This window comes from Nonomuraea lactucae (genome assembly GCF_003313395.1).
GTDB classification, from domain to species: Bacteria; Actinomycetota; Actinomycetes; order Streptosporangiales; family Streptosporangiaceae; genus Nonomuraea; species Nonomuraea lactucae.
Window position 1 is genome coordinate 1 of sequence record NZ_QNFZ01000649.1, and the last position, 2,781, is coordinate 2,781.

General features: G+C 73.2%; 2 protein-coding genes. Both read right to left on the reverse strand.

What is annotated here, in order from left to right; translation table 11 throughout:
• Nucleotides 1–1,167, reverse strand: a 1,167-nt coding sequence (locus DQW85_RS24795) for an AAA family ATPase (RefSeq protein WP_240197405.1), incomplete at its 3' end; no start/stop codon positions are given.
• Nucleotides 1,168–1,330: 163 nt separating this feature from the next.
• On the reverse strand, nt 1,331–2,781 hold a 1,451-nt coding region (locus tag DQW85_RS24800; RefSeq protein ID WP_162795345.1), incomplete at its 5' end, for a multicopper oxidase family protein.

Here is a 2,781-nt window from a genome sequence, read left to right on the forward strand (position 1 = left end):
CACTCCCCCGCGGGCCTGCGCGCGGGCGGCTGAGCGTTCGAGCTCGGCGGCCACGTCCTCGTCCGGGCCGGAGCTGGCCAGGGCCCGGTGCCAGGCCAGCCGGTCGGGGTCCGCCACGGGGTCGGTGGCCGTGGCCAGGGCGCGGTGCACCCGCCTGCGCTGCTCCAGAGGGGCGGCCCGGTAGACCGCGGAACGCACCAGGGGATGGCAGAAGCGCACCCGGGTGCCGAACTCGACCAGCTCCGCGGCCTCCGCCGGGCCGGCGCCTGTCACGTCCAGCTCCAGCAGCTCGGCCGCCCGCCACAGCAGGGCCGGGTCGCCGAGCGGGTCGGCGGCGGCGACGATCAACAGCAGCCGCGTCTGCTCTGGCAGCCTCTCCAGACGGGCCTGGAAGCTCTGCTCGATCCGGCTCGACAGCGGCGAGGCGGCGGGCAGGGCGAACCCACCGGCCATCCCGGCCAGACCCGTGCTCCTGGGGAGCTCCAGCAGCGCCAGGGGATTGCCGCGGGCCTCGGCCAGGATACGATCGCGCACCCGCCGGTCCAGCGGGGCGCGGATCTCGGCGGCCAGCAACGCGCGGGCGTCGGCCTCGCTCAGCCCCTCGACGGTCAGGCCGGGCAGCAGGTCGAGCTCGGGCAGGCGGCTCGGCTCGCGTACCGCGAAGATCACGGCCATCCGTTCAGCGCTCACCCTGCGGGCGAGGAAGGCCAGCGCCTTGGCCGATGAGTCGTCCAGCCACTGCGCGTCGTCCACGACGCACAGCAGGGGCTGTTCGCACACGCTCTCGACCAGCAGGCCCAGCGTGGCGATGCCCACCAGGAAGGGGTCGGGGATCCCCGCGTCCAGCCCGAAGGCGACCTCCAGGGCCTTGCGGTGCCCCTGCGGAAGCGCCGCCAACCGGCCGAGCACCGGCGCGCAGAGCTGGTGCAGGGCGGCGAACGGCAGCTCCATCTCGAACTCGGCGCCGGACGCCCGCATGACCTGGAACCCCGAGGCGGCGTCGCACGCGTGACCGAGCAGGGCGGTCTTGCCGATGCCGGGTTCGCCGCGCAGGACGAGCGCCCCGCCGTGGCCGTCGCGGGCCGCGCCGATCAGCGCGTCCAGCCGCCGCTTCTCGGCCTCCCGGCCGACAAGGAGGGAGCGCTCTCCGTCTGGCCGCGTCTTCAACGGTGTCATGATGGCGCCGGCTCCGTCCCCGTTAGCTCGCCGCCGGGGCCCCTGCGACTTCAGCCGCCCCCAGCGAAGCACGTCACGGAGCAAACTAGCCGAAATCGGCTTATGTGCCTATCCGTCGTACGAGGGGCGGGTGACTGGGACTGTCAGGACGCGATCACTCCGGGATGCGGTCCTCGGCGTACGGCGTGGAGACTCCCGCGTACGCCAGGTGCATGACCATGCCGTCCGCGCCGTGCTTGAAGTTGTGGCAGTGGTCCATCCAGATGCCGGGGTTGTCGGCCGTGAAGTCGATCTCGAAGACCTCCCCCGGCGCCACGTTGAGCGTGTCGGTCCACCAGGTGCTCCCGGTGGCCGGGACGCCGTTGCGCGACAGGACCCGGACCCGGTGGCCGTGCAAGTGGATCGGGTGGTCGATGAGGCTGCGGTTGGCGATGCGGACCTTCACCCGCTCGCCCTCGTTCACCATCAGCGTGGGCACGGCCGGATACAGCCGCCCGTTGATCGAGCTGCTCACGTAGGTGAAGCCGCCCATGGCGAAGCCGAAGCCGTCGTCCAGCTTGAGGTCGAAGGTCCTGTCGTGGCCTTCCGGCCGCGCCGGGGACGCTTCTCCGTACGAGAGGGGGTCGAAGAGGGGGCCCTGGCCGAGAGCGGCGGGCGGCGCCTTGCCGTCCGGGCTGAAGACCAGCGCGGCGGTGTTGGGGATCTCGTTGACGTCGATGGACAGCGTCACCGCGCCCTTCGGCATCGTGAAGGCGAGATCGGCACGCCCGCCGGCCGCCAGCAGGAGGTCCGTCCCCTGGGCGACCGGAGTGGCGCCCTCGACCCGGTTGCCGTCGATCGCGGTCACGGTATACGAGGTGCCGCCCACGTGCAGGCGATGCGGCTCCTCCGAGCTGTTGATCAGCCGGAGCAGGACGGGCTCGCCCGCGGCCACGGCCTGGCCCGAGGGCCGGTCGGCGGTGTCGAAGGCCGCGATCGGGTTGTCGGCGCCCGGCCACAGGTGGGTGAAGACGGTTTTCTCCAGACCCCGCCGGCCGTCCTCGACGATCAGCGAGCCGAACAGGCCCCGCTGCACGGTCTCGGAGGCGTCGCGGTGGGTGTGGTACCAGAAGGTGCCCGCCCGCTCGGGGACGAACCGGTAGACGTGCTTGCCGCCGGGCGGAACGGCCTCCTGGGTGACGCCGGGCACCCCGTCCTCGGCGTTGGGCACGTCCACGCCGTGCCAGTGCACGGTCACGCCTTCCTTGACGTCGGTGTTGATCAGGGTCACCTCGACGAGCCGGCCCTGCCGTACGCGGATCTGGGGGCCGGGAGACTGCCCGTTGAAGGTGAGCGCGTCGATCTCGCGGCCGGAGGCCAGGCGGACCTTGCCGTGCGCGGCCGTCAGGGTGAACCGCGCGTCCGGCGTGCCGTCGCGCGGCCCGGTGAGCTGGTCCACGCTCCGGCCGCCCGGCGAGTGGTGGGCGGTTACGGCGCCGCCGCTCGGCGACTGGTGAGTGTGTGCGGCGCCGCTGCCCCAGTCCGCCGGCGCGGCGTGGTGACCGCCTCGCGCGGCCAGGTTGGCCTGGTAGGCCAGGCCGAGCACGACGGCGGGCGCGAGCAGGG